This is a genomic window from Leisingera coralii (assembly GCF_049056525.1).
GTDB classification, from domain to species: Bacteria; Pseudomonadota; Alphaproteobacteria; order Rhodobacterales; family Rhodobacteraceae; genus Leisingera; species Leisingera coralii.
In genome coordinates this window covers 1-20,963 of record NZ_JBHUPT010000005.1, presented here as the reverse complement: position 1 = coordinate 20,963, position 20,963 = coordinate 1, and the positions used below count along the sequence as shown (strand labels likewise).

Annotated in this window: 22 protein-coding genes and 1 tRNA gene; 9 read left to right on the top strand and 14 right to left on the bottom strand. The window is 66.2% G+C overall.

The window, feature by feature from the left end; translation table 11 throughout:
- Nucleotides 1–84: 84 nt before the first annotated feature.
- On the bottom strand, nucleotides 85–1,266 hold the full coding sequence (locus ACFMBG_RS02645; RefSeq protein ID WP_421053181.1) for a CaiB/BaiF CoA transferase family protein: 1,182 nt from the start codon (nucleotides 1,264–1,266) through the stop codon (nucleotides 85–87).
- A 195-nt stretch (nucleotides 1,267–1,461) separates the two neighbouring features.
- Nucleotides 1,462–1,938: a winged helix-turn-helix transcriptional regulator gene (locus ACFMBG_RS02640; protein ID WP_421053180.1), complete on the bottom strand. Its 477-nt coding sequence runs from the start codon at nucleotides 1,936–1,938 to the stop codon at nucleotides 1,462–1,464.
- A 74-nt stretch (nucleotides 1,939–2,012) separates the two neighbouring features.
- Between ACFMBG_RS02640 and ACFMBG_RS02635 the strand changes: the two genes are divergently transcribed.
- Nucleotides 2,013–2,837, top strand: a complete 825-nt coding sequence (locus ACFMBG_RS02635; RefSeq protein ID WP_421053179.1) for a dienelactone hydrolase family protein — start codon at nucleotides 2,013–2,015, stop codon at nucleotides 2,835–2,837.
- Between the two features lie 33 nt (nucleotides 2,838–2,870).
- Here the strand turns inward: ACFMBG_RS02635 and ACFMBG_RS02630 are convergent, their stop codons facing one another.
- The 6 genes from ACFMBG_RS02630 to ACFMBG_RS02605 all read right to left on the bottom strand — a co-directional run bounded on the left by ACFMBG_RS02630 (nucleotide 2,871) and on the right by ACFMBG_RS02605 (nucleotide 8,821).
- A complete protein-coding gene (locus ACFMBG_RS02630) occupies nucleotides 2,871–3,707 on the bottom strand; it encodes a CE1 family esterase (RefSeq protein ID WP_421053178.1) in 837 nt (278 codons plus the stop codon).
- Between the two features lie 179 nt (nucleotides 3,708–3,886).
- Nucleotides 3,887–4,123, bottom strand: coding sequence for a hypothetical protein (locus ACFMBG_RS02625; RefSeq protein WP_421053177.1), 237 nt, complete (start codon nucleotides 4,121–4,123; stop codon nucleotides 3,887–3,889).
- A gap of 326 nt (nucleotides 4,124–4,449) precedes the next feature.
- Nucleotides 4,450–5,310: a D-amino-acid transaminase gene (locus ACFMBG_RS02620; RefSeq protein WP_421053176.1), complete on the bottom strand. Its 861-nt coding sequence runs from the start codon at nucleotides 5,308–5,310 to the stop codon at nucleotides 4,450–4,452.
- A gap of 11 nt (nucleotides 5,311–5,321) precedes the next feature.
- Entirely contained in the window at nucleotides 5,322–6,287 is a 966-nt protein-coding gene (dgcA, locus tag ACFMBG_RS02615; protein ID WP_421053175.1) for an N-acetyl-D-Glu racemase DgcA, read from the bottom strand.
- A gap of 146 nt (nucleotides 6,288–6,433) precedes the next feature.
- Nucleotides 6,434–7,435 carry an N-acetyltransferase DgcN gene (gene dgcN / locus ACFMBG_RS02610; protein WP_421053174.1) on the bottom strand — a complete coding sequence of 334 codons (1,002 nt, stop codon included), beginning with the start codon at nucleotides 7,433–7,435 and terminating at the stop codon, nucleotides 6,434–6,436.
- A 111-nt stretch (nucleotides 7,436–7,546) separates the two neighbouring features.
- Nucleotides 7,547–8,821 (bottom strand): MFS transporter, encoded by a 1,275-nt coding sequence (locus ACFMBG_RS02605; RefSeq protein WP_421053173.1) that lies wholly within the window; start codon nucleotides 8,819–8,821, stop codon nucleotides 7,547–7,549.
- Nucleotides 8,822–9,044: 223 nt separating this feature from the next.
- Here ACFMBG_RS02605 and ACFMBG_RS02600 point away from each other — a divergent pair, with 223 nt between their 5' ends.
- Both ACFMBG_RS02600 and ACFMBG_RS02595 read left to right on the top strand, forming a co-directional pair.
- Complete coding sequence (locus ACFMBG_RS02600) at nucleotides 9,045–10,004, top strand: L-malyl-CoA/beta-methylmalyl-CoA lyase (protein WP_421053172.1); 960 nt, start codon at nucleotides 9,045–9,047, stop codon at nucleotides 10,002–10,004.
- Between the two features lie 66 nt (nucleotides 10,005–10,070).
- Nucleotides 10,071–10,664, top strand: a complete 594-nt coding sequence (locus ACFMBG_RS02595) for a hypothetical protein (protein ID WP_421053171.1) — start codon at nucleotides 10,071–10,073, stop codon at nucleotides 10,662–10,664.
- 448 nt (nucleotides 10,665–11,112) lie between these two features.
- Here the strand turns inward: ACFMBG_RS02595 and ACFMBG_RS02590 are convergent, their stop codons facing one another.
- Nucleotides 11,113–11,565, bottom strand: coding sequence for an Lrp/AsnC family transcriptional regulator (locus tag ACFMBG_RS02590; RefSeq protein WP_421053170.1), 453 nt, complete (start codon nucleotides 11,563–11,565; stop codon nucleotides 11,113–11,115).
- A gap of 73 nt (nucleotides 11,566–11,638) precedes the next feature.
- Here ACFMBG_RS02590 and ACFMBG_RS02585 point away from each other — a divergent pair, with 73 nt between their 5' ends.
- Nucleotides 11,639–12,235, top strand: coding sequence for a LysE family translocator (locus tag ACFMBG_RS02585; RefSeq protein WP_421053169.1), 597 nt, complete (start codon nucleotides 11,639–11,641; stop codon nucleotides 12,233–12,235).
- 66 nt (nucleotides 12,236–12,301) lie between these two features.
- Here ACFMBG_RS02585 and ACFMBG_RS02580 read toward each other — a convergent pair whose 3' ends face one another.
- Nucleotides 12,302–13,135: an AraC family transcriptional regulator gene (locus ACFMBG_RS02580; RefSeq protein ID WP_421053182.1), complete on the bottom strand. Its 834-nt coding sequence runs from the start codon at nucleotides 13,133–13,135 to the stop codon at nucleotides 12,302–12,304.
- Between the two features lie 126 nt (nucleotides 13,136–13,261).
- Here ACFMBG_RS02580 and ACFMBG_RS02575 point away from each other — a divergent pair, with 126 nt between their 5' ends.
- The 3 genes from ACFMBG_RS02575 to ACFMBG_RS02565 all read left to right on the top strand — a co-directional run bounded on the left by ACFMBG_RS02575 (nucleotide 13,262) and on the right by ACFMBG_RS02565 (nucleotide 15,917).
- Nucleotides 13,262–14,224: an acetyl-CoA carboxylase carboxyltransferase subunit alpha gene (locus ACFMBG_RS02575; protein ID WP_421053168.1), complete on the top strand. Its 963-nt coding sequence runs from the start codon at nucleotides 13,262–13,264 to the stop codon at nucleotides 14,222–14,224.
- Between the two features lie 101 nt (nucleotides 14,225–14,325).
- A complete protein-coding gene (locus ACFMBG_RS02570) occupies nucleotides 14,326–14,892 on the top strand; it encodes a hypothetical protein (RefSeq protein WP_421053167.1) in 567 nt (188 codons plus the stop codon).
- A 155-nt stretch (nucleotides 14,893–15,047) separates the two neighbouring features.
- Nucleotides 15,048–15,917, top strand: coding sequence for a DUF1206 domain-containing protein (locus ACFMBG_RS02565; RefSeq protein WP_421053166.1), 870 nt, complete (start codon nucleotides 15,048–15,050; stop codon nucleotides 15,915–15,917).
- An 8-nt stretch (nucleotides 15,918–15,925) separates the two neighbouring features.
- Here ACFMBG_RS02565 and ACFMBG_RS02560 read toward each other — a convergent pair whose 3' ends face one another.
- From ACFMBG_RS02560 to ACFMBG_RS02550, 3 genes are all read right to left on the bottom strand, one after another.
- Nucleotides 15,926–16,588 carry a GntR family transcriptional regulator gene (locus ACFMBG_RS02560; RefSeq protein ID WP_421053165.1) on the bottom strand — a complete coding sequence of 221 codons (663 nt, stop codon included), beginning with the start codon at nucleotides 16,586–16,588 and terminating at the stop codon, nucleotides 15,926–15,928.
- An 81-nt stretch (nucleotides 16,589–16,669) separates the two neighbouring features.
- Nucleotides 16,670–18,511, bottom strand: a complete 1,842-nt coding sequence (locus tag ACFMBG_RS02555) for an adenylate/guanylate cyclase domain-containing protein (protein WP_421053164.1) — start codon at nucleotides 18,509–18,511, stop codon at nucleotides 16,670–16,672.
- Nucleotides 18,512–18,596: 85 nt separating this feature from the next.
- The gene (locus ACFMBG_RS02550) at nucleotides 18,597–19,283 is read right to left on the bottom strand and encodes a M48 family metallopeptidase (protein ID WP_421053163.1); all 687 of its coding nucleotides are present in this window, start codon (nucleotides 19,281–19,283) and stop codon (nucleotides 18,597–18,599) included.
- A 101-nt stretch (nucleotides 19,284–19,384) separates the two neighbouring features.
- On the opposite strand from ACFMBG_RS02550, the gene ACFMBG_RS02545 reads away from it, so the two are divergent.
- Together ACFMBG_RS02545 and ACFMBG_RS02540 are read left to right on the top strand one after the other, a co-directional pair.
- Complete coding sequence (locus tag ACFMBG_RS02545) at nucleotides 19,385–19,711, top strand: TIGR02300 family protein (RefSeq protein ID WP_421053162.1); 327 nt, start codon at nucleotides 19,385–19,387, stop codon at nucleotides 19,709–19,711.
- A gap of 185 nt (nucleotides 19,712–19,896) precedes the next feature.
- Nucleotides 19,897–19,972 (top strand) — tRNA-Ala (locus ACFMBG_RS02540).
- Nucleotides 19,973–20,243: 271 nt separating this feature from the next.
- Here ACFMBG_RS02540 and ACFMBG_RS02535 read toward each other — a convergent pair.
- A partial coding sequence (locus ACFMBG_RS02535; protein WP_421053161.1) for a Coenzyme F420 hydrogenase/dehydrogenase, beta subunit C-terminal domain occupies nucleotides 20,244–20,963 on the bottom strand: 720 nt, incomplete at its 5' end.

Sequence of the window (20,963 nt, the reverse complement as noted above, 5' to 3'; positions counted from 1 at the left end):
CCGGGCCCAACTGAGGGAGCTGCATTTTCAATGCAGGTCCTGCAGGCGGGAGCGCTCCGTTTGTGAAAAGACCGGGCCGGGCGGTCAGGCCACCACGCCGCGGGACTTGAGCGCTGCGAAGGCCTCCGGTGTGATGCCGATCCCCGCCAGCACTTCGGCACTATCGGCGCCATGCGCACGCGGGCCGTGATCCAGCGCCGGGCTGCCGTGGCCGTAGGCGAACCCCGCAACCGCCAGTTTCTGCCCCTCGACCTCCTGCACCGCGCCGCGGGCCTGGTAATGCGGCTCGGTCAGGCTTTCCTCCAGATACCGCACCCGGGCAGCGGGCACGTGGTGGGCGTTCAGCAGCTCCTCCCATTCCGCCGCAGTGCGGGTCAGCATCAACTCTGCCAGGACTTCGGCGTCCCAGGTCCGGCGGGCGGCGATCTCTGCCCTGGGAGTATTGGCAATCGCCTCCGCCTCCGCCGGGCGGCCAACGGTGCGCATCAGCGCCGCCATCTGCTTGTTGGTATAGGCCCCGATCATCAAGGTGCCCGCCGCCGTCTGATAGGCGGCATAGCCCGCCAGCGAAGGATCCCGGTTGCCATGCGGGCGCGGCCCCTTGCCGGTGTGCAGCGCCTGGCAGGTGCCGGAGTTCTGCAGCATCAGCGCCGTATCCGCCATCGCCACGTCGATATAGCGCCCCTGCCCGGTCACCGCCCGGCCATAAAGCGCAGCGCTGATCGCCAGCGCCGCCTGTGCACCGGTGCCGTAATCCACCATCGCTGGCCCCACCCGCAACGGGTCCTGCCCGGCCTCGCCATTGGCTGCCATGATGCCGCTGAAGGCCTGGATCACCGTGTCGTAAGCGGGGTGCTCCGCTTTCGGCCCTTGCTGCCCGAAACCGCTGATGGCGCAGTAGATCAGGTCCGGTTTCAGCTCTGCCAGCCGCTCATAGGTGAGGCCCAGCCGCTGCACCGCTGGCAGCGTGTAATTCAGCACCACCACATCGGCCGTCTCCACCAGCCGGGCAAAGATCTCCTGGCCTTCGGAACCGGCCAGATCCAGCGCCAGGCATTTCTTGCCCGCCGCCTGGGCCTGAAACGCCAGCCCCATGCCTTGCGCGTTCAGCTCAGGATCAACGCCCTCACCCCGGGTCATGTCGGGCTGGGCCGCTGGCTCGATCTTGATCACCTCGGCGCCCAGCGCCGCCAGCTGATAGGCCGCAAAGGGCCCGGCATACACATGGGTCAGGTCGAGAACCCGCACTCCTTCAAATGGCCGCATGGACTGTCCTCCCTGTTTCAGCAAGGCTAGGCGCGGCGGCCGGCGGTTACCGGTCCGTTTCCGCCATCATCTGCGTCGTTTTCGGGCCGGGAGCAACGGTGGAGGAGGGGCGCTGCCCCTCTTGGCCTCGCGGCCAATTCACCCCGGAGTATTTGCACAAAGGTGAAAGGGCAGCAGGCTGGCCGATCTGCCAGTTCACTCCTCCCGCTTGCGCAGGGCAGCACGGGAGGGATCAGCCGGGGTGCCGTCCGCCTCTGCCAGCAGCACCCGCAACGGCGCGCCGGTCTCCCGGTCCACCGCCTGCACCGGCGCGGCGCCGCGGATCACATGCTCCTCGCCCCATTGCGCCAGCGCCAGGAAGGTCAGCGCCAGACCGCGGCCCGCCTCCGTCAGCACATAGGCCTCGCGCACCCGGTCGCCCGGCTCCTGATAGGGCCGCTTCTCCAGCAGCCCCTGCCCGACCAGCCGGTTGAGCCGGTCCGTCAGCGTCGAGCGGGGCGCCTGCAGGTCCTCGCGCATGTCGTCATAGCGGCACACCCCATAGAACGCCTCGCGCAGGATCAGCAGCGTCCAGCGGTCGCCCAGGATCTCCGCGGCCAGCGCCATCGGGCAGAGGTCCTTGGGCACCAGGGCACGGCGGCGGAACGGGGATTCGGAATCTGAGTTTGACATGCAGACCCAGATAGGGGATTTCTATCTGAGTTCAAAATTGATACTCAGATTCGCCAGCAACAGGAGACCCGCCGATGACCCAACGCCCGATGGACCGTGACGACCCGCTTGAGGATTTCGAGCCGCGCCGGATCACCCTCAACGGCACGGAGAAGACCGTGCATGTCTCAGGCCGCGGCCCGGCGGTGATCGTGATGGCGGAAATGCCGGGGATCAGCCCGCATGTGGCCCGCTTCGCCCGCTGGGTGCGCGATGCTGGCTTTACTGTCTACATGCCGTCGCTGTTCGGCCGGGACGGCACGGTAGCCTCGGCGGAGGACGGCGCCGGGGTGTTCCGCCGCGCCTGCGTCAGCGCCGAGTTCCGGGCCTTTGCGGGCAATGGTCCCAGCCCGGTGACCAAATGGCTGCGGGCGCTGGCGCGGCTGGCGCACGGCGAATGCGGCGGTCCCGGCACCGGCGCCATCGGCATGTGTTTTACCGGCAATTTTGCGCTGTCGATGATGCTGGAGGCCTCGGTTCTGGCCCCGGTCCTGTCGCAGCCCTCGCTGCCGCTGGACGCCCCTGCCGGGCTGGAGAGCCCGCCGGAGGAGCTTGCGGCGGTGCGCGAACGGCTGGAGCGCGAGGATCTGACTGTTCTTGCTTACCGGTTCGAGGGCGACGCCTTTTGCCAGGCCCAGCGCTTTGCTGCCTATGCCGAGGCGCTGGGAGACCGCTTCGACGCCCGCACCCTGCCGGACAGCGCCGCCGCCACGGAGGTTCCGCCCTTCTTTGCCAAACATGTCCCTACGCCGCACAGCGTGGTGACTGCCCATCTGGTGGATGAGGCAGGGCACCCAACCCTGGCGGCGCGGGATGAAATCCTGGGGTTCTTCAGGCAGCGGCTGACAGAAAACGGCTGAACATGCGGACGGGGCATCCCTGCCCCGCCCGGCTCAGCGCTCCAGGCTTTCGAACCAGTCCAGCGCCATGGCGCTCCAGCCCTTGGGCAGGCCATGCCCTCCCTTGTGCAGGATCAGCTCCAGCCCACCCGCCTCGCACTGCCAGCGCTTGCGCCAGACCCCGTCTGCGTCCTCATGCTCCGCGGCGTTGCTGGGACAGCTGTTCTCCCGCCGCCACAGCTGCAGCCCCTCCCAGATGTCGGCCTGCACCACGCCGGCTTCCGAACCCGGGATCGCCCGGCCTTCCAGCGGCACAACCTCGTCGGCAAATCCGTGGATATGCAGCAGCTGTACCGGGCCTCTGCACTGCTGCGTCATCGGCAGCCAGAAGCCGCCGGACACTGCCGCGTAGGCCGCCGCAAACTCCGGCGCCAGACAGGCCATGTCCCAGACCATCGACCCGCCGCGGGAAAAGCCGCTCAGCAGCAGCCGGTCCGGATCGGCACCGGCGCGGGCGGCGGCATCCGCCAGCACATCGCGCAGGAACGCCGCATCATTGCGCGGATAGGTGTTCCAGCCGTCGCGCACCGACCAGTCGGAGGGCTTGCCCTGCCGCCAAGGCAGGCCGTTGGGGGCAATCACCGCATAGCCCCGCCCGGTAAAGGCCTCGACCAGCCCCTTATTCGCGATCACCTTGGCGCCGCTGCTGCCGTAACCATGCAGAAACATCACCGCGGGCCCGCCCTGCCAGCCGTCCGGCAGGGCCATGTGGTATTCGCCGCCCGCGATCCGGCAGGGGGTTTCGCCGCCGCAGCCCGCCGCTCCTTCCGCCGCTCCTGCGGGGGCAGCAATCAGCACCGCCGCCAGCAGCATCAGTATACGGTTCAGCATCTGCGCCCCTCCCCCCGCCTGGTTTGCCGCCAAGGCTACCACATTCCGCCGCAGCCTCTGCCTTCCCCATTGCACTGCAAGCAAAAAGGCCGCCCAAAACGGGCGGCCTTCGCAACGAATACCTTTAACAAATACCGGGCCGCCGGTCCGCGGCAGGGCGCGCTCCCCCCAAAGCGCGCCTAACCGCGGAACCTGCCAACCAGCCGTGCCGCCAGCGAACCTCCGGCCGGGCGGTCCGCGTCCGGCAGCCAGCCGGCAAGCCAGCGCCGGCCTGCGGACGCCTGCGCATAATCGGGATGCTCCACCTCTTCGGCGGTCAAAACCCGGCGGACGGCCGCAAGAATTTCGGCGTCGCTGGGCTCCGCAGCCTGGACTGCCGCCACCTGACCAATTTCCGGCTGACAACACTGTTCCATCTGGCACCTCCGCGGCTGGTTGCTTGAGCAGGCGGCCCGTTTCCCGGCGCCTCTTCAATTGCGTTCCAGACTATCCTATTTCGCCGTTGACGTGCCCATTTTGTGTAAAATTAGTTAAAATCCTGAACGGAAGAGCCGGTTTCGAGCGACAGTTCGGCGGCAAGCGCGGCCATTGTTGACGGCTGGTAAAATATGCCTCGGCGTGCGGCACCGGAAGATACGCCTTTCACGCAATTTTACCGTCCGGAATGACCCCACGCGATTCCCCTGAAATGAAGAAAGCCGCCCTTGGGGGGCGGCTTTCCAATCCGGTCCGGCAAGCAGCCTCAGACGGCTTTCTTGCGGCTTTCTTCCAGGTAGATCTCGCGCAGGCGCTTGGCGATCGGGCCGGGAGTGCCGTCGCCCAGCTGCACGCCGTCGATTTCCACCACCGGCATCACAAAGGCGCTGGCGGAGGTGGTGAAGGCCTCATCCGCTTCCTTGGCTTCCTCGATGGTGAAAAGGCGCTCTTCAATCTCCATCTGCGCCTCGGCAGCCAGACGCAGCACCGCGGCGCGGGTGATGCCGTGCAGGATGTCGTTGCTGAGCGGCCGGGTCACGATCTTGCCGTTCTTGACGTAATAGGCGTTGTTGGAGGTGCCTTCGGTCACATAACCGTCCTCGATCAGCCAAGCATCATCGGCACCGGCCTTCTTGGCCATCATCTTGCCCATCGACGGATACAGCAGCTGCACGGTCTTGATGTCGCGGCGGCCCCAGCGGATGTCCTCGATCGAGATGATCTTGGCGCCTTTCCTGGCGGCGGGGCTGTCGGCCAGGCCCGGCTTGTTCTGAGTGAACAGCACCAGCGACGGCGGGGTATCGGCGGAGGGGAACACGAAATCCCGGTCGCCGTCGGAGCCGCGGGAGACCTGCAGGTAAACCAGGCCTTCCTCGATGCCGTTCAGCTCCACCAGCTTGCGGTGGATTTCCAAGAGCTCCTCCTTGGAGCAGGGCGAGGCCATGTCCAGCTCTTTCAAGGAGCGCTCCAGGCGCACGGCGTGGCCGTCGAAATCGATCAGCTTGCCGTCGAGAACCGAGGTCACCTCATAAACCGCATCGGCAAACAGGAAGCCGCGGTCGAAGATCGAGACCTTGGCCTCATTTTCCGGCAGGTATTCGCCATTCACAAAAACGGTACGGGTCATGTGTAGTCTCCTCAGCCCCAGAGTTCTGCCTTCGGCGGATGCACCCCGGCGGCGTCAAATGTCAAAGGTTCCTCGCGGTCTTCGGCCAGAAGCAGCGGCCCGTCAAGATCCGTAACCGCCGCACCCTGCGCCACAAGCGTCGCGGGCGCCATCGCCAGCGACGAGCCGACCATGCAGCCCACCATCACCTGGTAGCCCTCTGCCAGCGCCTGCTCGCGCAGCTTCAGCGCTTCCGTCAGGCCGCCGGTCTTGTCCAGCTTGATGTTGACCACGTCATATTTGCCCTTGAGCTTGGGCAGGCTCTCGCGGTCATGGCAGCTCTCATCGGCGCAGACCGGCACCGGGCGCTCCATGCCGATCAGGGCCTCGTCCTCGCCTGCGGGCAGCGGCTGCTCCACCAGTTCCACGCCCAGCCGCGCCAAATGCGGCGCGAGCTCGGCATAAACCTCAGCCGACCAGCCCTCATTGGCGTCGATGATGATCTTGGCTTCCGGCGCGCCCGCGCGCACCGCTTCCAGGCGGGGCATGTCGTCGGGGGTGCCGAGCTTGATCTTCAAGAGCGGCCGGTGGGCGTTCTCCGCCGCCTGCTTTTGCATGTTTTCCGGTGTGTCCAGCGACAGCGTATAGGCTGTGATCTCCGGCCCCGGCACGGGCAATCCTGCCAGTTCCCAAACCCGCTTGCCGGCCTGTTTCGCCTCCAGATCCCACAGCGCGCAGTCGACCGCATTGCGAGCTGCACCGGCGGGCAGCAGCGTTTGCAGCTCTTGCCGGGTGAAATCGGCGGGCAGGCCTTCGATCTCGGCGGTCACGCTTTCCAGCGTCTCGTTGTAGCGGGCATAGGGCACGCATTCGCCCCAGCCGGTGACGCCGTCCTTTTCCACCCGCACGGTCAGCACCTTGGCCTCGGTGCGCGAGCCGCGCGAGATGGTGAAGACCTGCGCCAGTTTGAAGACGTCCGGGGTGACGGTGATGTTCATGAAACTGCCCTTTCCTGCGGCCCACCGCAGGCGGCGGGCCCTGGCGCGACGCCCGGCCAACGGGCACCTGCCTTTTCATCTTTCCAAAAATACTCCCGCCGGAGGCGCCTGACCTAACGGCACGCGCCTCCGGCGGGGCTGTTAGATCAGACTGCGGCCAGCGCGTCCACCAGGCGGCCGGCGCCGTGGCGGTACGGGTCGACGGCGGGCAGGCCCATGCGCTCTTCGACCTCGGCCAGGTATTTCACCGCCTCGTCTTCGGTCAGGTGCTGGGTGTTCACCGAGATGCCGACGATCTGGCAGGCCGGGTTGGCCCGCTGGGCCAGCGGCAGCGCCACTTCGCGCAGCTCTTCCAGGGTCGGCACGTCATAATCCGGCAGGCCGCGCATATGGGTGCGGGTCGGCTCGTGGCACAGGATCAGCGCATCCGGCTGGCCGCCGTGCACCAGCGCCATGGTGACACCCGAGTAGGAGACGTGAAACAGCGAGCCCTGGCCCTCGATCAGGTCCCAGTGGTCGTCGTCGTTGTCCGGGGTCAGATACTCGATGGAGCCCGCCATGAAGTCCGCCACAACCGCGTCCAGCGGCACGCCGTGGCCGGTGATCAGGATGCCGGTCTGGCCGGTAGCGCGGAAGGTCGACTTCAGGCCGCGCTTCTGCATCTCGGCGTCCATCGCCATGGCGGTATACATCTTGCCGACCGAGCAGTCGGTGCCGACGGCCAGGCAGCGCTTGCCGGTTCGGTTCTTGCCGTTGGCGATCGGGTAGCCGACGGTGGGCACGCGCACGTCGTGCAGGGTGCCGCCGTGGGTCTGGGCGGCCGCGACCAGGTCGCCCTCGTCGCGCAGCAGGTTGTGCAGGCCGGAGGCCAGGTCATAGCCCATTTCCAGCGCTTCGATCAGGACTTCCTTCCACGCGGGCGAAATCACGCCGCCGCGGTTGGCCACACCGATCACCAGGGTCTTGGCGCCGGCTGCCTTGGCCTCGGCCAGGGTCAGCTCCTTCAGGCCCAGGTCGGCGCCGCAGCCCGGCAGGCTGATCTGGCCGACCGCGTGGTCGGGGCGCCAGTCGCGGATGCCGATGGCAACCTTGGCGGCCAGCATGTCAGGCGCGTCGCCCAGAAACAGCAGATAAGGGGTCTCGATCATCGCGCTCATCCTTCCAGTATAACAGGTCGCGCCAATGTCCGGCGAATTTCACGCAAAGTCCTCTCGAAATCGCGCAAGAAAGTTTCTTCTCGGCGAAATTGTCCGGCAATATCACCCATGCTTCGAAGATTCTTCGAACCCTGCTCCGGTTCCGGGCGTTTCCTCCCCCTCTAGCCAGGATTCGGCTTGGAACGCACCGGGCTGGGCAACCCCGATCACCCCCATTGCCTGGAATTCACCGGTATCCTCTGGCGCATCCGCGCTGGCGCGCCGCGCAATGGCGATCAGCGCAACGGCGATACCGACGCCGATCAGCAGGTATTGCAGCCCGCGGCCGTCCGCCAGGCGGAGCATGTTGGGGCCGATGAGGATCCCGAAGAACTGGCCCAGCTGCAACAGGAACGCCATGGTGCCGCTGGCCGGGACAACCTGGCCCGGCTGCAGGTGGTCATTGGCGTGAGCCGCCAGGATCGAATAGACCGGCAGCGTCGTGGCGGCGATGACCGAAAACCCGATGACCACGCGCGAGGGCGACGTGTCCACTGCCATCCAAAGCGCCGCCAGTACAGAAATGCCGGAAAGCGCTATCACCACATAGCGCCGGTCGGTGCGGTCCGACAGCCAGCCCACCGGGTACTGCACCAGCGCCGAGGCAATCAGCGCCACCACCAGCACGCCGGAGGCCTGTGCCTCGCTGAAGCCCAGTTGCAGCGCATAGAGCGGCAGGCTGATGTACCAGGCCACCACCCCGGCGCCCATGATCACGATGCCCAGCACGGTCATCGGCGACACCTTGTAGAGCCGGGTGACCGGCATCCGGTCCGGCGCGCTGTACTCCGGCGCCCGGTTGCCCGACAGCAAGAGCGGCACAATAGCCACCGACAGCAGGATCGAGGTCACCCCGAACAGCAGATTGCCGGACGGGTCGGGCAGACCCACCATGGCGGTGCCGATGGCCGGGCCCGCGGTCTGGATGATGAAATAGACCGACAGCACCTGCGCCCGGATGCGGTTCACCGATTTCGCGTTCAGCCAGCTTTCGGTGATCACATAGAGCCCCGGGAAACAGAACCCCGCCAGCAGCCGCATCGCGGCCCAGCTGTAGGGGTCCGAAGTCAGCAGGTGGGCAATCGCCGCGACCGAAACCATCGAGGCCAGCGCCGAGAACACCCGGATATGCCCCACTTTCTCGATCAGCCGCGGCGTCAGCATGGTGCCGGCCAGCGCCCCCAGCGGATAGCAGGACTGCATGACCGAGATTTCGAGCTCGGTAAATCCCAGCGTCGCGCCGCGGATGGTCAGCAGGGTCACCAGCAGCCCGTTCCCGACCATCAGCAGCAGCATGCCCAGGAACAGGGCCCAGTTCTCGATCAATGCGCGTCTCATGAATCTCCTTCCCGCACCGGGGCTTGCGGCCGGCGCCTTGCCCCACCCCTAGGGCGCGGGCGGCGGCGGTTGCGCGCAGGTTTGCGACGGAAAGGGCGCAAACAGGATTGCCGCAACGCGGCGTCTCTTGCCGCAAGTGCAAAATCCGCTTGCCACAGGCTGCGCAATTTAATAACTCCGGGAATGAAAATTCTGCAATTTCCTTACCCCGGGAGGTTTCCGCATGTCATTCCGCATCCAGCCCGCAGCCCCTGCGCGCCCCAACCGCTGCCAGCTGTTCGGCCCCGGCTCCAAGGTCAAGCTGTTCGAGAAGATGGCGGCCTCGGCGGCCGATGTGATCAACCTCGATCTTGAGGATTCGGTGGCGCCCGCCGACAAGGACCAGGCCCGCGCCAATGTGATCGAGGCGATCAACAATGTGGACTGGGGCAGCAAGTATCTGTCGGTGCGGATCAACGGGCTGGACACGCCCTACTGGTACCGCGACGTGGTGGACATCCTGGAGCAGGCGGGCGACCGGTTGGACCAGATCATGATCCCCAAGGTGGGCTGCGCCGAGGATGTCTATGCGGTGGACGCGCTGGTCACCGCTATCGAGCGCGCCAAGGGCCGCACCAAGCCGGTGTCCTTTGAGGTGATCATCGAGTCGGCGGCGGGCATCGCCCATGTTGAGGAGATCGCCAAATCCTCCCCCCGGCTGCAAGCGATGAGCCTGGGCGCTGCGGATTTCGCCGCCTCGATGGGGATGCAGACCACCGGCATCGGTGGCACCCAGGAAAACTACTACATGATCCGCGAGGGTCAGAAGCACTGGTCCGATCCGTGGCATTGGGCCCAGGCCGCTATCGTCGCCGCCTGCCGCACCCATGGCATCCTGCCGGTCGACGGGCCGTTCGGGGATTTCTCCGACGAGGACGGTTACATCGCGCAGGCGAAACGCTCCGCGACCCTGGGCATGGTCGGCAAATGGGCCATCCACCCCAGCCAGATTGCGCTGGCCAACCAGGTGTTCACCCCCTCTGACGAGGCGGTTCAGGAAGCCCGCGAGATCCTGGCGGCGATGGAAGAGGCCAAGGCCTCCGGCGCCGGCGCTACGGTTTACAAGGGGCGTCTTGTCGATATCGCCTCGATCAAGCAGGCTGAGGTGATTGTGGCGCAGGCCGAACTGATTGCGGGCAGCTGACGCCGGTCCGCAACCAAAGAAATCAAGGGCGTCCCGCTGGGGCGCCTTTTTCGTTTGGAGGGAATGATGCCTGATTTGACGTTGCTGCATACGGCAGAGGTGCATGTGGAAACCTTTCGCGCACTGGCGCCGGAGTCCGTGCTGGAACAGCAGGTGCGCGCCGACTGGCTGGAACAGGCACAGAACGGCATCGGCGCGGCCCTGAAGGCGGAGATCGCCGCGGCTGTCGCAGCGGCGGAAGGACCGGTCCTGTGCACCTGCACCACCCTTGGGCCGGCAGCGGAGGACGCCGGCGCCACCCGCATCGACTGGCCGATGATGCAGGAAGCCGCACGCCTCGGCGGGCCGGTGCTGATGGCCTATTGCCTGCAGAGCACGGTGGAGCCCTCGGAAGCGCTGCTGCGGCGGGCCTTCGGGGCGCGCGATCCGCAGCTCACCTGCCTGGATCTGAGCCAGCACTGGCCGCTGTTCGAAGCCGGGAACGGTGCCGGATTCGCGGCGGCCATCGCAGGCGATGTTGCAGAGGCGGCAGGTGCGATGGAATTTGGTTGCGTCGTGCTGGCGCAGGCCTCGATGGCCGGGGCGGCAGAGCCGCTGCGGCAGCAGGTGCCGGTCCCGGTGCTGGCCTCGCCGGAGATTGCGATTGAAGCGCTTCTGTAGGGTGGGCGGAATCGCCCGCCCTGCGGGTCACGCACCTTCGCCCGGCCAAGGCCCCTGCCCTGCCGGTGTGTCTGTTCCGTATTTGCCTTTTGCCATGTTCCGGTTCAGCGAAAGCGGTAAGGATTGGCGGCGCCGCCAATATGGCGGAGATGGACGGGCGTATCCGCCCGCATGCTAAACGTTGTCTCTGCATGACCCCGCTGCCAGGCGGGAGTCCGGTTCCAAGGGTGCCGGGGAGCCAAGCCCCGGCAAGTGATCGCGACCGGGGCCAAGACTGCCTTTGGCGGGTTAAGATCGGGTGAGAGCAGCGTACGCCGGTTGCGCAACACCCGCAGCCGCGCGCCTGCGGCCACCGTCGCGTAATGAGTATTGGGACGAAGAAGAAGCGAAGCGAAGGTCCAGGACTTCCTCTTTGCCTAAATACTCAAAATCCCGAAGCCGCCAAGGATCACGCCCGCATGTCCTTGGGCGAGCCCATTACCACATAGGTGGTGATCGCGGTGACGTAGGGAGACGTGCCGAGAATGTCGGTGTGGAAGCGCTTGTAGCTGGGCAGGTCGGCGCATTCGACGCGCAACAGGTATTCGATGGTGCCGGTGATATTGTGGCATTCCACCACTTCCGGCGCCGCCTGCATGGCGCGTTCAAAGGCTTCCTGCGCCTCCTTGGTGTGCTCGCCCAAGCCGACGCCGATGTAGGTCACAAAGCCGACCCCCATCTTCTGCCTGTCCAGCACCGCGCGGTAGCCCGTGATGACGCCTGCGCGCTCCAGCTCCTGTACCCGTCGCAGGCAGGCGGAGGGTGACAGCCCCACACGCTCCGCCAGCTCCAGGTTGCTGATCCGGCCATCGCGGGAAAGCTCTTGCAATATCTGCTGGTTTATCCGGTCACTTTTCGCCATTGATTGCGAAAATAGAGGCGATGCGCTGCAAAACGCAATTACATTTGGCGGTTTTCACGCAAGCATTCTGCGCATGACTTATGAACTCCTCACCGCGCTGGCACTGTTTGCCTTTGTCTCCTCGATCACGCCGGGGCCGAATAACCTGATGCTGATGGCCTCGGGGGCCAACTTCGGCTTCCGCCGCACCATCCCGCATATGCTGGGGGTGGCCTTGGGGTTCGTGTTCATGGTGCTGCTGGTCGGCGCCGGGCTGGTGCAGGTGTTTGACGCCGTCCCGGTCAGCTACACGGTGCTGAAGGTGGTGTCGGTGATCTACCTGCTGTGGCTGGCGTGGAAGATCGCCAACGCGGCGCCGGTGGAGGCCAAGGGGGCTGAAGGCCGCCCGATGACATTCCTGCAGGCGGCGGCGTTTCAGTGGGTGAACCCCAAGGCCTGGGCGATGGCTCTGACCGCGATCAGCGCCTATACGCCGGATCAGACGCTGGCGGCGATCTTGCTGGTGGGCGTGATCTTTGGCGCCATCAATCTGCCGTCGGTCGGCTCCTGGACGGTGCTGGGGCAGCAGATGGCGCGTTTCCTGACCAGCCCTCGGCGGCTGGTGCTGTTCAACTGGACCATGTCGGTGCTGCTGGTGGCCTCGCTCTATCCGGTGATCTGGCCGCAGTAAGGCGGAGCAGTCCCGCGGTCCGGAGCGGTGGAGCGCCCGCCCCCGCAGAGAGGGCGGGCAGCGCCCTTACTTCAAGGGCAGGCAGATCTCGGTCAGCAGATCCTCAGGCGCTGTGTCGCGGGGATCGTTGAGATAGACCTCGTAACAAGGGTGATCGGCGGGCTCTTCACCGGACTCGGGCAGCCAGTTGCCGAACAGGCTGTGATAGGCGGCGGCAAGGCCGGAATAAGGCCCCTTGTACGTGAGCACAGCCGCCTTGCCGCCGGGCAGCGATACCTCATCCATGCCTTCGGGCAGGGCCTCACCTGCGAACTCGGCGCCCGCGAAGCTGCGCAGCTCGGCCTCCGCCACATCGTCGGGGCTGTCGAAATACACTCCCAGCACCGCGCCGAAGCGCGGCCAGAGCCGGCGGCTTTCGCAGACGGCGCCGAAGGCCTCGAAACTCTTGCCGATTTCGTGGTAGGCGCCTTTGTGCGGCAGGCCTGCGAGGCGGCGGGCGGGGTCGGTGCGGATGATCACGTCATGCATCGGATAGCTTCCTGTTCTGAGGGTTGGGTTCGGCAGCCGCACCTGGCCATCGCGGCGGAAGGCCGCCGGGCTGCTGCCGTAGGACTCAGAGAATGCGCGGGAGAAGCTGCCCTGGTTCGGATAGCCCGCCCGGGCAGCCACCCGGGCGATGGGCATGTCCGACATCACCAGCCAGCTGGCTGCCCGGTGCAGGCGGATGCGGCGCACCGCCTGGGCGCAGGTTTCACCGGTCAGGGCGCGGAACACCCGGTGCCAATGGAACCGCGACATCGCCGCCACGTCCGCGAGCCGGTCCAGCGACAGGTCGCCATCGGTGTTGTCGTGGATGTAGGCCAGGACCCGCAGGATCCGGTCTTCGTAGCTGGCGGCCATCGGCGGCGCCTCCCCTGTCATTCTCTGCCCTCACCTGATGCCACGGCAGCAGATCACAAATCTTGCTGAGTTGCATCTTGCGGCGCAGAAGGCCATATAGCTGCAAACCTGCAGAGCAGAGGCAACATGACCCAGTATCTGGAATTCGAAAAACCGCTGGCTGAAATCGAAGGCAAGGCGGAAGAGCTGCGGGCGCTGGCGCGCGCGAACGAGGAAATGGATGTGGCGGATGAGGCCAAGGCGCTGGACGCCAAGGCGGCGCAGCTGCTGAAGGACCTCTACAAGAACCTGACGCCCTGGCGCAAATGCCAGGTGGCGCGGCATCCGGAGCGGCCGCACTGCAAGGACTATATCGAGGCGCTGTTCACCGAGTACACGCCGCTGGCCGGCGACCGGAACTTTGCCGATGACCTGGCGGTGATGGGCGGCCTGGCGCGGTTCAACGACCAGCCGGTGATGGTGATCGGCCATGAGAAGGGCAGCGATACCAAATCGCGGATCGAGCGCAATTTCGGCATGGCCCGTCCCGAGGGCTACCGCAAGGCAGTGCGGCTGATGGAGATGGCCAGCCGGTTCAAGCTGCCGGTGATCACCCTGGTGGACACCGCTGGCGCCTATCCCGGCAAGGGCGCTGAGGAGCGCGGCCAGTCGGAAGCGATTGCGCGCTCGACCGAGATGTGCCTGAAGATCGGCGTGCCGCTGATTTCGGTGATCATCGGCGAAGGCGGCTCCGGCGGCGCTGTGGCCTTTGCCACCGCAAACCGCGTGGCGATGCTGGAGCATTCGATCTATTCGGTAATCTCGCCGGAGGGCTGCGCCTCGATCCTGTGGAAGGATGCGGAGAAGATGCGCGAAGCGGCGGAAGCGCTGCGGCTGACCGCGCAGGATCTGAACAAGCTGGGCGTCAACGACCGGATCATTCCGGAACCGCTGGGCGGCGCGCACCGCGATCCCAAGGCGGCGATCAAGTCTGTCAGCACCGCCATCCAGGAAATGCTGGACGAGCTGAAGGACAAGGACGCAGCCGAACTGATCAAGGACCGGCGCCAGAAGTTTCTGGCCATCGGCTCCAAGGGGCTGGCGGCGTAAGCTAGGGCAAAATTCAAAACTGAAAAAACCCGGCTGAGAGGCCGGGTTTTGCAAATCTCTTTGTTTCAACGTTTTCAGAAATTCCGTTGGTGGAGGCAATTATGGCTGATCGCCCCGAGCGCCCGCGCAGTGTCCGCATTTTCGCGTACCTAGTCATCGGTATCGTCTTATTGGGCGCGCTCCCGGTCATCAGCAGCAAACTCGGGTACCAGTTCTTGCCGTCGGTGCAGTGGGTCAATCAGACCCAATTGGCAGCCACGATCCTTGGCGGGATGGCCGCCGCGGCCGCGCCCTTCGCCGTTCTGAAGGGGATGAAGATGCAACCCCGCAAACACGGCGTGATCATGAAGTTTCTTATCGTCGGATTCTCCCCGGTGCTCGGCTTCATGTTTGTCAGCCAATCCGTCTCAATGGGCATCCCCCTTGCGGCAGCAATGGCCGCGGGCGTCGAGAGCCAAGCAGAGTACACCGTATCGGACGCCGAACTTAAAAAGGCCGGTAAATGCCGCGACCCTGTGAAAGTTGAAAACATGCCTTTCGCTTGGAGCAAAATATGCAACTTCCCGGCGGGATTCGTTCAGGGCCTGCAACCGGGCTCCAGAATAATCGCAGAAGGCAGCGGGACGAAGTTGGGTCTTTTTGTCACCCGGCTCAGCCAGCAAGATTAAGCCTCCAGCTGTTTTTCCAGGGCTGCTTTCACCTGTCTTGGGGCAGCAGCGAGTCAGGGCTCGGCCGCCGCTGCGGCGGGGGCGCGGGAACAAATCCGGGTTTGGCGCATTGAGTCAGGGAAAGCCCTCCCTTTGCCCAGCCGGGATTTGATGCCATGACACCCGACAGCTTTTTGACCGATGCCCGCCGCAAACGCCTGCAGGATGTGGACCCTTCGGATTTCGCTTGGGCAGTCCCCATCATGCGGACCGGGTATGCCGGACGGGCCTTGGTCTACCTGGCCGTGGCCGGTGTGTCGCTGTGGTCGATCTGGCAGGGCGGCGAGGCCAAGGGCACGGCCGCGGCGCTGGAATGGCTGCAGGGCGGCTGGGGCACGGTGGTGATCATACTCATCACCATCGGTCTGTTTGCCTATGCGGTCTGGCGCATGGCGGACAGTTTCTGGGACCTGGAAGCCTATGGCAGCGGCGCGAAGGGGCTGATCGCACGCGCCGGAATGATCGTGACCGGACTGATCCACCTGGGCCTTGGCATTCTGGCGCTGACGGTTCTGACCGGCTCCGGCGACGCCTCGGAAGGCGGCGGCCTGAGCGGCTATTTCAACAGCGCTGCCGGGCAGACCGCGCTGGCCGTGGCGGGGGTCCTGACCATTGGGGCTGGCGGGTATTACATCCGCAAGGCCTGGCGGGAAGGCTACCGCGACCACCTGCGCGCAAACCCGGCGACGCTTCACATGAACACGGCACTGAAGGCTGGGCTGGCAGCGAACGGGGTGGTCATAGCCATCATCGGCTTGCTGATCCTGCAGGCGGCCTTGTTTGCTTCCAGCGCGCCTGCGGGCGGCATCGGCACCGCGTTCGACTGGCTGCATGACAAGGTGTATGGCCGGATACTGGTGACGGTTCTCTGTTTTGGCCTGCTGGGATTTGCCCTGTTCTGCCTGGTCAATGCTCTGTATCGGATCGTGCCAAAGGCCGCCGGCCGCACAACCGAAACCCTGCGCGCGGCGCTGGAAAAGAGCTGACCCAGTCCCTACCCCGCCAGCAGCCGTAGCCCCTGGGTGACATCGGAGCGCACTGCCAGGCGCAGGCCCGGCTCATCGCCAGCTTTGAGCGCGGCAATGATCAGGCGGTGGTTCTGCGGCGGGTCGGTACGGCGCAGCCGGCCGTAGAGCGCCCGCATGGTGGGGCCGAGCTGCAGCCAGACGGTTTCCGCCATGGCCAGCATCGCCGGCGCCTGGGCGCGCAGGTAGAGGGTGCGGTGAAATTCCAGATTGGTGCGGATATAGCCGACCGCATCGCGTTTGGAGACCATTTCTGCCACCGTTGTGTTGATCATCTGCAGCCGGTCGATCAGCGCGATATGGGCCCGCGGCAGGGCGCGGCTGGCCAGCTCCACCTCCAAGAGCGCGCGCAGGGCGGCCAGTTCCTCGATCCGTTCGTTGCTGAGTTCCGGCGTCGACACCCGCCCCGAGGAGGACAGGAACAGCGCGCCTTCGGCCGCCAGCCGCCGCACCGCCTCGCGGGCGGGGGTCATCGAGACCTCGAACTCACGGCCGATGCCGCGCAGGGTGAGCGCGGCGCCCGGCGTGATCTCGCCATGCATGATGCGTGTGCGCAGGGTGCGGTAGACGCGGTCATGGGCCGGGGCGGAGGCAGTTGCGGTATCCTGGGAAGAGCGGGCAGTCAGATTCATACCCTCATGTGATCACAAAGCGCGCGGCGGTCAAGCGGACAGATCCGCGCGCTGGATCACGGGATCCAATCGCAAAACCCGTCACGGGCGCCCGGACAGCCCGGCGAGGCTGAGACCGGTGCGCAGCCGCCGCAGCGGGGCTTTTGCGGAATAAGGAAAGCCGGCCGTGGCCTGATCCAGCGTCAGCGGCGCGCCCGCGAGCCTGGCGCAGACCGCTGCGGCCTCGTCAAAACTGCCCTGCGCGGCGAGGCTGGCGCAATGCAGAACCAGGGCATGCTGGGCCGCGGGCTCCAGCGCCAGGGCTTCGGCGGCGGCGGCCGCGGCCTGCGCTTCCTGCCCGGCGGCAAGGCTGACGGCGGACTGCACGGTCAGAACGGCCGGCTGCGGCAGCGGGTCGAGACGGCGGAGCTGATCCAGCACCTTTTGCGCCGCACCGCCCTGCCCCGCCAGATGCAGCAGCCAGGCGCGTGTCAGCTGGCCCGAAGCGTCATTGGGGTAGTCTTCTGCCAGAGTTTCGGCCAGCTGCAGCGCCTCGGCGGATTGGCCCGCAAATTGCGCCGCCACTGCCCGCATCTGCAGGACCGCGGCCCCACGCGGCAGGCCTGCGGTCATCCGTGCGGCCTCAGCAGCACGCTGCGGCAGGCTGGCCACCGGGCCGGTCAGCGGATCCAGGTGCCACATAGCGGCAAGCGCCTGCGCCTCCGGCCACTCCGGCGCCATCTGCAACGCCCGTTGCAAGGCCTGCTCCGCGCCGCTGCGGTCGCCCTGCAGCATCAGGCTGCGGGCGGTGAACAGCTGCAGCACCGCCCCATCCGCGGTCTCAATACGGCTGAGGTCCGGAAGCGGTTTCCCGAAGTAGTGGATCACGCTTGCCGCCAGACTGGGCGCCAGTCCCGAAACCTTATCCTGCGGCTGCGGCGGCAGGATGCTGAGCGGCTCCGCCCCGGCGCCGGCCTGGCGGATTTCCAGCCTCACGCCTTCCTGCAGTGTCCCCGGCAGGTGGCCGGTGACGACGAAATCCGCCCCCAGAAGCGCTGCCGCTTCGGCGGGCAGCAGGCCCTCGGCAGCGCGGGTGCTCGCGGGGGCAATGACGCTGAGCTCCCCGGCCGGGGCCAGGCTGCGGATCACATCTTCCGACACCGCATGGGCAAGAGCGGGCTGCAGTTTGCCAGCGGTGAAAGGCAGCACGGCGATCAGCGGGCGGCCCTCGAAAGACGCCGCGGCCGGCTTGCCGGGGGCCACTGCCGCCGCGCTGTTCTGGCGCGCGGCCTGCTGCCAGCCCCACAGCCCTGCCACAGCGGTGGCGGCCCCAAGACAGCCCGCCAAGAGCAGAACCGCAGGCCGCAGGGCCCTGTGCGGCTTGGCCTGCTTGGGTTTTGGCGGCGGCGTGCTGCGGCGCAGGCTGGGCAGCGATGTCAGCTCCTGCCCCAGCACGTAAACATGCACCGGTTCCGGAATGTTCTTGACCTCATGCAGGCCCAGATCCTCGAACGCATAAGGGATGCGGCCCTGCACCTGGCCGTAGGCGGCGGCCGACAGCGCCACCCCGCCCAACGGCGCCAGCGCCTCCAGCCGGGCAGCGATATTGACGTCATCGCCGTAAACATCGCCCTGGGCAATCAGCACCTCACCCAGGGTAATGCCGATCCGCAGCTGCAGATGGCGGTTGCGGGCGGCGCCTGCCTGCACCTCCGCCGCGGCCTCCACCGCCGAGATCACGCTGGGAAAGATGGCCAGCACCCCGTCGCCCATCAGCTTGACGATGCGGCCCTGGTGGCTGCGGATCGCAGGGGCGATCAGGCTTTGCTGCTGCGCCAGGACCTGGTTGAGCGTGCCGGCGTCATCCTCGGCCATCAGGCGGCTGAAGCCGGAGACATCCAGCACGAAGATGGCAGCAAGGCGTCTTTGCGGTTTGTCTTGCACGGGCTGGCCTCAGGAACCGGGGCAACTGGAAACGGTAACGTGACGCGAGCTTAGCCCGCGCAGCCCGGCCCGCAAAGCACTGAGTTTATTCGCCGAACCGGTAGCGGTGCAGGCTGGCGCCGTTTTCCCGAAGCCAGGCGCGGGGATCCTCGTAGCGGCCGTACAGACGCTCCACCACCGCCCAGAAGGCCGCCGAGTGGTTCATCTCCTGCAGATGCGCCACCTCATGGGCGGCGACATAGCGCAGCACCGCGGGCGGCGCCAGGATCAGCCGCCAGGAATACATCAGCCCGCCGTCCGCAGTGCAGGAGCCCCAGCGCGAGCGGGTGTCGCGCAGGGTCAGGCGGCTGTAGCCCTTGCCCAGGCGGGCGGCATAGAAATCGGAAGCCTCGGCCAGGCGGTTGCGCGCCAGCTCCTTGAGGTAGCGCTGCAGCGGCCGTGCCGGGCTGCTCCCCGGCACCGCGATCCGCCCGGCCTCCAGCTGGATGCGCCGCCCTTGGGTGCGTTCGACCACCCGGTTCTGGCCGTCGATCGGCAGCACCGCGCCAAACCCCGCCTGCACCGCCTCGGGATGCTTTTGCAGATGGCCGCGGATCCAGTCTGCCTTCTCCTCGGCAAAGGCCAGCGCGGCCTGTTCCGGCAGGCTTTTGGGCAGGGTCAGCGTCACCCGCCCGTCGAGCGAGGAGATCCGCAGGCTGATCCGCCGCGCCCGGGCAGACCGGCGCAGGGTCAGCGGCACCGGCGGGTCCCCGGGCAGGTGATGTTCGGCCATGCGTGCGCCCCTTTCCAGGCTTTGGCTTTGACAGTGCCCCCCTCATATGGCAAGGCACCGGAATCGTCGATACGACTCACCAGTAAATCAAGGGGATCCACATGCCCAAGGAAGAATGGGGTGTAAAGCGCGTCTGCCCCACCACTGGCAAGCGCTTTTATGACCTGAACAAGAACCCGATCGTCAGCCCCTACACCGGCGAGGTTGTCGAGCTGGACACCGGCAAGACGCGGATGATCGAGGCGGATGCCGAAGACGCAGCCACCCTGAAGGCCAAAGAGAACATGGACGCCGATGACGTCGTTCTGGACGATGACGACGCCGTCGACATGGATCTGGGCGACGATGTCCTGGATGATGACGATGATGATGACAACGTCTCGCTGGACGACATCGCCGACATGTCGTCGCCTGAGGACGATTCCTGAGGCCATTCAAGCTGTTCGGGGAAGCGCACGGCCTTCCCCGGACCGCGCTCCGGCGCTGCCCGGAAAAAAATTTGGACCCGGCGCATTTTCCGCTTGCAGCCCGCGCCGCCGTCCCGTAAACGACGCTCACACCGCAAGACGGGCCGCACCGGAAACGGAACGGACACGGAAAAGCGGATAGGTTTGGGGCCTTAGCTCAGTTGGGAGAGCGCTTGCATGGCATGCAAGAGGTCAGGGGTTCGACTCCCCTAGGCTCCACCAAATCTTCTCAAGCAACTCACACATCAGCAAGCCACTGGCCGCACCGGTTTTCCCGCGCGCTCTTTCCGGTGAGGCGTTGCATTGGCGGCATCAGGCTGCCTGACCAAGTGACCCGAGTGCCGCGCCGCGGAGCCGCCAGTTCCTCCGCATGGTGACTCCCTAAGACATTGTGTGCGGCATAACTGGAACCGCCGGGAGTGCGGTCTCCTGCAGCGGGCCTCGGCTTGGACCGCCGCCCCTAAGACCTAATGCTTTCAGGCCAAATCTCAGGTCACACCCGCGGCTTGGGCGTGGGCTCGGAGGCCTTGCCAATGCGCACCCGCTCCCGCGTGCCGTCGCGCTGACGGGCCGTGTCTTCCTCTCCCAGCTCCTGCATCAGCGCATCCAGCCGCAGGCGGGCGGTGCGGGGCACGGTCTTGCCCTCGGCGCGCAAGCCCTCATGGCGGGCGCCGGCTGCGAGTTTCTTGCTGCGCTGATGCGGCTGGACGCTATCCATGTAGCGTGGTCCCACTTCGCCGGTGACAGTCAGATAGCCCGCCTCCACTGCCCGCCGCACCAGCTCCGCGCCGCGGGCGGTGCGAATGATGATGGCGTTGGTGCCGGGATCCTCATCCTCGGTCTCAGGATCGGGTGAGCCGCCGGGCCAGGTGTCGGAGGCGGCGATGTCAGCGGCCTCGCCAATGCCATCCGGGCAGACCTTGCAGCGGAACGGCAGCACCCACATGCTCTCGTCCGTGCCCCAGAAATCGGTATAGCGCTTCTCAACCACGGTGCCGTCCGCCATCTCAACCCGGGTCAGGCCGGGGCAGCCATAGCCGCGGTAGCGGAAGCCGGTCACCTGCCCGGGGTCGAGGCCAAGGTCCTGCTCCAGGAACCGGGACATGCCCTGCGGCGGCATGAAGCCGCCGCACACCGGGGTGAGCATGTATTTGACCAGTTCGTTCACCCGCACGTCCACCCGCGCCAGGTTGCGCAGGGCGGCAATGTCGCA

Bases quoted from the DNA above. Each gene is read 5' to 3' on its own strand.
- ACFMBG_RS02645 (WP_421053181.1), bottom strand. From the start codon at position 1,266: ATGCGGCCATTTGAAGGAGTGCGGGTTCTCGACCTGACCCATGTGTAT.
- ACFMBG_RS02640 (WP_421053180.1), bottom strand. From the start codon at position 1,938: ATGTCAAACTCAGATTCCGAATCCCCGTTCCGCCGCCGTGCCCTGGTG.
- ACFMBG_RS02635 (WP_421053179.1), top strand. From the start codon at position 2,013: ATGACCCAACGCCCGATGGACCGTGACGACCCGCTTGAGGATTTCGAG.
- ACFMBG_RS02630 (WP_421053178.1), bottom strand. From the start codon at position 3,707: ATGCTGAACCGTATACTGATGCTGCTGGCGGCGGTGCTGATTGCTGCC.
- ACFMBG_RS02625 (WP_421053177.1), bottom strand. From the start codon at position 4,123: ATGGAACAGTGTTGTCAGCCGGAAATTGGTCAGGTGGCGGCAGTCCAG.
- ACFMBG_RS02620 (WP_421053176.1), bottom strand. From the start codon at position 5,310: ATGACCCGTACCGTTTTTGTGAATGGCGAATACCTGCCGGAAAATGAG.
- dgcA (WP_421053175.1), bottom strand. From the start codon at position 6,287: ATGAACATCACCGTCACCCCGGACGTCTTCAAACTGGCGCAGGTCTTC.
- dgcN (WP_421053174.1), bottom strand. From the start codon at position 7,435: ATGATCGAGACCCCTTATCTGCTGTTTCTGGGCGACGCGCCTGACATG.
- ACFMBG_RS02605 (WP_421053173.1), bottom strand. From the start codon at position 8,821: ATGAGACGCGCATTGATCGAGAACTGGGCCCTGTTCCTGGGCATGCTG.
- ACFMBG_RS02600 (WP_421053172.1), top strand. From the start codon at position 9,045: ATGTCATTCCGCATCCAGCCCGCAGCCCCTGCGCGCCCCAACCGCTGC.
- ACFMBG_RS02595 (WP_421053171.1), top strand. From the start codon at position 10,071: ATGCCTGATTTGACGTTGCTGCATACGGCAGAGGTGCATGTGGAAACC.
- ACFMBG_RS02590 (WP_421053170.1), bottom strand. From the start codon at position 11,565: ATGGCGAAAAGTGACCGGATAAACCAGCAGATATTGCAAGAGCTTTCC.
- ACFMBG_RS02585 (WP_421053169.1), top strand. From the start codon at position 11,639: ATGACTTATGAACTCCTCACCGCGCTGGCACTGTTTGCCTTTGTCTCC.
- ACFMBG_RS02580 (WP_421053182.1), bottom strand. From the start codon at position 13,135: ATGGCCGCCAGCTACGAAGACCGGATCCTGCGGGTCCTGGCCTACATC.
- ACFMBG_RS02575 (WP_421053168.1), top strand. From the start codon at position 13,262: ATGACCCAGTATCTGGAATTCGAAAAACCGCTGGCTGAAATCGAAGGC.
- ACFMBG_RS02570 (WP_421053167.1), top strand. From the start codon at position 14,326: ATGGCTGATCGCCCCGAGCGCCCGCGCAGTGTCCGCATTTTCGCGTAC.
- ACFMBG_RS02565 (WP_421053166.1), top strand. From the start codon at position 15,048: ATGACACCCGACAGCTTTTTGACCGATGCCCGCCGCAAACGCCTGCAG.
- ACFMBG_RS02560 (WP_421053165.1), bottom strand. From the start codon at position 16,588: ATGAATCTGACTGCCCGCTCTTCCCAGGATACCGCAACTGCCTCCGCC.
- ACFMBG_RS02550 (WP_421053163.1), bottom strand. From the start codon at position 19,283: ATGGCCGAACATCACCTGCCCGGGGACCCGCCGGTGCCGCTGACCCTG.
- ACFMBG_RS02545 (WP_421053162.1), top strand. From the start codon at position 19,385: ATGCCCAAGGAAGAATGGGGTGTAAAGCGCGTCTGCCCCACCACTGGC.